Origin of the sequence: Micromonospora inaquosa (genome assembly GCF_003857055.1) — a bacterium.
GTDB lineage: Bacteria > Actinomycetota > Actinomycetes > Mycobacteriales > Micromonosporaceae > Micromonospora > Micromonospora inaquosa.
The window spans coordinates 1-5,758 of sequence record NZ_QGSZ01000095.1; the positions used below are offsets into that span (position 1 = coordinate 1).

Annotated in this window: 5 protein-coding genes; all 5 read right to left on the reverse strand. The window is 70.9% G+C overall.

Annotated elements, in window-relative coordinates; genetic code table 11:
- Positions 1 to 1,073 (reverse strand): helix-turn-helix domain-containing protein (locus DLJ59_RS01895; RefSeq protein WP_124770794.1); only part of this gene is annotated, 1,073 nt, incomplete at its 3' end.
- A 501-nt stretch (positions 1,074 to 1,574) separates the two neighbouring features.
- Positions 1,575 to 2,189, reverse strand: a complete 615-nt coding sequence (locus DLJ59_RS38190) for a C40 family peptidase (protein ID WP_425271378.1) — start codon at positions 2,187 to 2,189, stop codon at positions 1,575 to 1,577.
- 407 nt (positions 2,190 to 2,596) lie between these two features.
- Positions 2,597 to 3,433 carry a replication-relaxation family protein gene (locus DLJ59_RS01905; RefSeq protein ID WP_124770796.1) on the reverse strand — a complete coding sequence of 279 codons (837 nt, stop codon included), beginning with the start codon at positions 3,431 to 3,433 and terminating at the stop codon, positions 2,597 to 2,599.
- 47 nt (positions 3,434 to 3,480) lie between these two features.
- Positions 3,481 to 5,088, reverse strand: coding sequence for a type IV secretory system conjugative DNA transfer family protein (locus DLJ59_RS01910; RefSeq protein WP_244235787.1), 1,608 nt, complete (start codon positions 5,086 to 5,088; stop codon positions 3,481 to 3,483).
- A partial coding sequence (locus tag DLJ59_RS36200; RefSeq protein WP_425271377.1) for a hypothetical protein occupies positions 5,085 to 5,758 on the reverse strand: 674 nt, incomplete at its 5' end. The genes DLJ59_RS36200 and DLJ59_RS01910, both read right to left, overlap by 4 nt.

Here is a 5,758-nt window from a genome sequence, read left to right on the forward strand (position 1 = left end):
CCGTTGCCGACCGCGCCGGGGCTGCGTCCGCCGATCTCACGGGCGACAGTGCCGGGGGTCACGTCGTGGCCGGGGCCGAGGTCGCGCATGAACGCCTCGACCCGGTTGCGCAACTCGTTCTTGCCCAACTTCGCCGACCCGTCGCCGTTGATCTCACCGGTGGTGCGGCCGGTGCCGGTGGCACGCCGGACCGAGGGGCGGCGGATCTTGCGGGTGTGCCCGCACGTCGGGCACGTGGTGTGCGTCGGTGCGTTGGCCGGGTCCACCGTGGCGAGGTCACCGTCGGCGATCACCCACAGCTCCTCGCCGTCCTCACCGACCGGCAGGCGACGCGCGGCACCGGCAACCTCCATCGCGGCGAGGACCGTGTCACCCATCGCGACCGACAGGCCGCTCTCGTTGATTGCCTCGTCAGCGGTGATCCCGTCCGGGTGCCCACCCAAGACCCCCGCCATGATCAACACCTTGAGGTCGGGCTGACGCGGCCCAACCGGCGCACCCGACACGGGCACCCCGGACACGGGGACGGCGGACACCGGGGCCTCGGGCAGCGTCGGCTCGTCCGCCGTCGCGTCGCCGTCGGCCGTGTCCGGCGTCGCGTCGGCGGTGGCCGGGGCGTCGTCGGCGGTCGTCGGCTCGTCCGCCGTCGCGTCGTCGGTGGCGTCGTCGGCCGGGGTCGGCTCGTCGGTGGTGTCCGGCGTCGCGTCGGCGGTGCCTGGGGTGTCCTCGGCGGTCGTCGGCTCGTCCGCCGTCGCATCATGGTCGGCCGGGGTCGGCTCGTCGGCCGGGGTCGGCTGGTCGGTCGTGTCCGGCATCGTGTCGGTGGTGTCGCCGGTCGGGATGACGGGCTCCCACACGTCGGCACTCTTGCGGTTGCCGTTGGTCGGCCCGGGGGTGCGGGTGGCGGTCCCAACCGCTTCCATGTGCTTGAGCGCCTCGGTGACGACCGGCAGGGACAGGTTTTCCTGTCCGGCCAACTTGCGAGCGGTCAGGCCGGGGTGGCGACCCAGCGCCTCGGCGACGACAGCGCGGGCCTCGTCGGTACCGGCGGTCAGGTTGGCGTTTGCGGTCATGACAATTACCTCCACGGAAAAGGGGTGGCAGCGCATTCCGCATCGCGCTTAGCGCGTTTGTTTGCGGTTCCGCTGGGGCCGTTGTTTCGGTGCCCACGTCCATGGACCCTCTGCACCGGATGATTGTCAACCCCGTTGTTCAAGACTCTTTCCAGAAACCGTTCCGGGTACCGTCATCCGCCTCTGCTTTAGGGATGACGTTCGGTCGGCTACAGGCATTGCGGGCGCTGTGGTCGCCGCTAGCGGACGTTCGCCGGTCACGGGTGCGCCGGTGTGGGTGACGATCCGGCAGGCGTGCACGGCGCGTCGGCGTGGGTCCACTGAAGAGGGCGAACATGGCCCAGATGGGATCGGAATCGACCCGACGGGTTTCGGGCGTCAGTCGCACCGACCAACCATCGAGTGATCTTCCTCGATGGACTGTGGCAAAAATCACTTCACGTCTTGCCGCCTCGTATAACTGTTCGGCGACTCTTTAGCAGGTCCTTTATTCGCCTCTTCTCAGATCGGCACGATGCGCCGGATTGCCGCTACCTGGTCGGCCCATCCTGACAATTTGCTGATGCGTACCACGTCACCGGTTTTGGGGGCTTGCACGATGAGACCGGAGCCGATGAACATGCCGATGTGTCGGGGGTCGGCGCGGGTGCCGTCGCTGCCGGGGATCAGGATCAGGTCTCCGGGGCGTAGGTGCGCGACCCCGGGTATCGGGGTGCCCTCGTGTACCTGGTCGCGCGTGGTGCGCCCGATGGTGACCCCGGCCGCCCGGTACGCCTGTTGCATGAGCGAGGAACAGTCGCACTGTCGCCGGGGGATGCCCGCGTGCGGGTCGGTGCAGTCACCGCCGAAGGTGTACGGGGTGCCGAGTTGGGTGAGCGCCCACCCGATCGCGGTCACGACCGGCGGCGGGGTGCCCGCCGGAAGGGTGAACCCCGGCGGTAGGGACGCGGCCACGTCGGGCGGTAGGCCGTCGCCACCGTCGCAGACGACACCGCCGGTAAATCCGGCCACGATGGCGGCGGCACGGGCCTCGTGTGGGGCGTAGGCGTCCGGGTACGCGGAGCGTTGCACGGCTTGCGCCGCGTCGGTGAGCGGCAGCTCCTCCCACCGGGGCACCCGTTGGAGGCGCTCGTAAAACTTGCTGGCGGCGTAGTCGGGATTGGTGACCTGTTCGGGGGTGCCCCAGCCTTGCGACGGTCGCTGTTGGAACAGGCCCAAGGAGTCGTGATCGTTGGCCGGGCCGAGGTGCCCGTGGTTGACCAGGTTGGACTCTTGCAGCGCGGTCGCTACGGCGATCACCCACCCGCGCGGCGGCACGCTCATGCGCTGCCCGACCGCCACGATCGCCGAGGCGCTGCTCGCCTGTTCGGCCGTGAGTCCGTCCGGGGCCGTACCGGGGGTGGTGACGGTGGCCCGGCATGCGGCGGCACCGCCACCACCGGAGAACAGCCCCACGACCGCCCCGGCCCCAGCCGCGACGATGACCACTAGCAACGCGACCACCGCGCCGACCGCCCACGAGATCACCCGTCCCACGGCGCACCATCCCCCGGGACCGTGATGCCGGGCAGGTCTGCCAGGGTGACCTGTGCCGGGTCGCCAGGGACGCGCCATACCGGCCCGGCGGGGCCACCGTGGGCGGCGGCGTAGTCGTCGGTACCGGTCGCGACGCTCACGCCGTCCGGCACCCCGGCCCGGGATAGGTACGCGTGCAGGTTGGCCTCCCGGACGGCGGTCGGTAGCCAGAACAGCACCGGGTACGCGCGGCGGGGGCCGAGGTCGGCGTAGCCGGTGAGTTTGTCAGCGACCCGGCCCACGGTCTCCGTGCCGAGGTCCATCTCCAGCCAGAACGGCACCGCCCGCCCGCCGGTGACCCACACGCCGTGACCGTCCGGGCGGACGAGGTTGCCGGTGGCCTCACGGCAGCGCGTCTCGTTCCACCACCGCCCCAACCGGACGCCGGACCGGTCCCGGGCGTGCGCGGTGAGCGCGACAAAAAACCCGTTCGTGGCGAGGAGGTGGTTCAACCTTGGAGACATGGCCAGCCGCGCGGTGTTGTCGCGCACAGCGGCCGGGCGCGGCATCGTCGCACCTCGACGGGCCGCGAGCAGGGCCGCGCCGACCGGGCCGAGGGTCCACCGCCAGGATTGCGAGCCGGGCCGTTGGTAGTGGCGGAACCGGTCGAGGATGTCTCGGGCGTACAGCAGGTTGAGCCGGTTGCGGGCACGGCCGACCGAGCCGAACGCGAGCTGGGCCAGGTGGTCGGTGGTGAACGTGGAGTGCTGGTCGAGCAGGTCGAGGAGGAGACGGTCGCGGGGGGTGAGACGAGCGAGTTCACCGGCGACGACGGACGCCGTCAGGCGAGAGCTGCTGGCAGCTGGTGTACCGCTAGGAGGGATATCTCTTATCAGTCGGTTCCGGTCCACCAGTCCTCCTCACCGTCATCCACCAGCGAATATGACGCGTTCATGGGCGAGGATTCAGGCGAGCGTTCCCGGTCGTTGGAGTCCTCGTTGGACCCCTCGTTAGAACCCTCTAGTGAACCCGCCCCATGAACAGCGAAGGTGTTCCGACCGAGCGCCAGACCAGTGCCGTCACCGGCGCCGACATCACCGGCACCGACATCGAGGTCGGTATCCGAGTCGCCGATGGCCGCGTCGGCGAGTAACTGCCGACGCTCACCCATCGGCAGACCGGTGTGCTCCCGGGCCAGCCGGCGCAGCTCGGCAGCTCGGCCTCGGATCCGCTTGGGTGGGGCGATGGTGTCCGCGGTGACCGGAGGAACGACCCGCCCGCCGGCCACCGGCCGCAGCACCACCTCGTAGCCACCCAGGCGCATCAGGTCACCCTGATCGAGGTACGGCCGCACGTGATGCGCTTGATCGACGGCGTCTTTCGGGGCGAGGGCGAAGTACACCTTGTTGCGGGCGTTGGCGTCGATCGCCTCGGCCATGTCCCCGGACAGTTGGCCGAGGTACTGGTGGGCGAGGACGAAGGAGGTGTGCAGGCCGCGGGCTTCGGCGAGGGCATCGTCGATGCCGATGGGCAGGTGCAGGAAGTTGTGGCACTCGTCGAGCACGATGCTGGCGTCGAGCCGGTCGGCCTCACGGATACGGGCGCGGGCGGCGGTGGCCTGCCACAACCCCGCCAACAGCAGGGAGCCGATGAGTCGGGTGCCGTCCTCCCCGAGGACCCCTTTGGGCAGTCGGGCGAGCAGGACGCCGCCGTCGAGGATGTCGGCGAACCGGAACGTCGTGGCCGGCACCCCGAAAAGGGCACTCGCGAGGGGGTGCGCGAGGACCAGGCGCAGGCGCGACAGCAACGGCGCTACCAGGCCGGCGCGTTGCCCGGCGGGTAGGCCGTCGAAGCCTTCCCAGAACTCGCCGAGGGTGTTGCCCTCCCACGCCCCCAGCCGGTTCGTGACCGTCCGGACCCGCCCGGCCCGCCACTTGCTGTCCGAGAGCAGACGTGGGAGCTGCGCCAGGGTGGAACCGGGCAGGTGAGCCAGGGTGAGCAGACCGTGGTAGCAGATGTCGGCGGTACGGTGACCCCACCACCGCGCCCACACCTTCGACATGACGGAGGTGACGGCGGCGGCCACGTCGTGCGCGGTGCCACCGTGCACGGCCGGGTCGAGCAGGTTGATCGCCGGCGGGGCCAAGCGCTCGTCGGGGTCCACGATCACGAGGCGGTCCCCGCAGTCGGTCGGCAGCACGTCGAGCAGATCGCGGATCAGGTCGCCCTTGGCGGGGTCGAACGCGGCGACGCCGCGCCCGGCCTCAACGTCATCGAGGATCATCCGCAACAACAGGCTGGTCTTACCGGTGCCGGTCGGACCGCAGACATGCAGGTGATGGCGGCAATCCTCCAAAGCGATCCCGACCCGCACGGCGGGACCGGAATTGGCGACGCCGATCACCTTGCCGGGCAGTCCGCCCCGCTCGGCCGGCGGCACAAGGTGCAGGCCACGCCGCCGCTGGCCGACGAACGTGAGGGGGCTCCTGTTTGTGGTCATTGCCCCACCGCAGGTACATCTCGGTCGTGTAGACCAGGTCGTGATACCTCAGTCGGCGCCTTGCCCTCGGTCGGCCTGTCCTGGTCCGGGCCGGTGGAGTCAGGTGCCGGGCGGCGTTTCGGGCCGGTGGCCGGGGCTGGTCCGGCGGTGAAGACCTCGCGGCTGGCGGGGCGACGCCGGGAGGCAGCGGCGGGCAAGCCATGCGCGGACGGCTCAGCGGGCAGCCCGGCGAGGGCGGCGGTCTCGTCCACCGAGGCGAGGGTCATCCGGGCGGCGGGTACCCACCGCCAGGTCGCGGTGGGTTGTGCGCGGCGCAGCCGGCGGCGCGCGAAGTGAGGTGACAGCAGGCCGAAGCCGGAGGTGATGTCAGCGGCGGCAGCTCGTGCCGCCGCCACAGTCGGACCGGTGGTGGTGGCGTGCACCGCGACGAGCAGATGCGGGGCGGCGGCCAACTTCCCGCGCGCTTGGCGCGCCAGCTCGGCCAGGTACGGGTCCGCGCGGTTCGTCTGGTGCTTGCGGGTGGTCGGACCGGGCGTCACCAGGTCGAGGACTCCGATGATCAGCGCCCGGAGGCCGTCTGCGAGCAGGCCGATTGCGCGGTACGCGCCGCTGCGGGGGCGTTGTCGGCCCAGGTGCCGCAGATCAGGTGCCCGATGATGGAGTCCGGGAT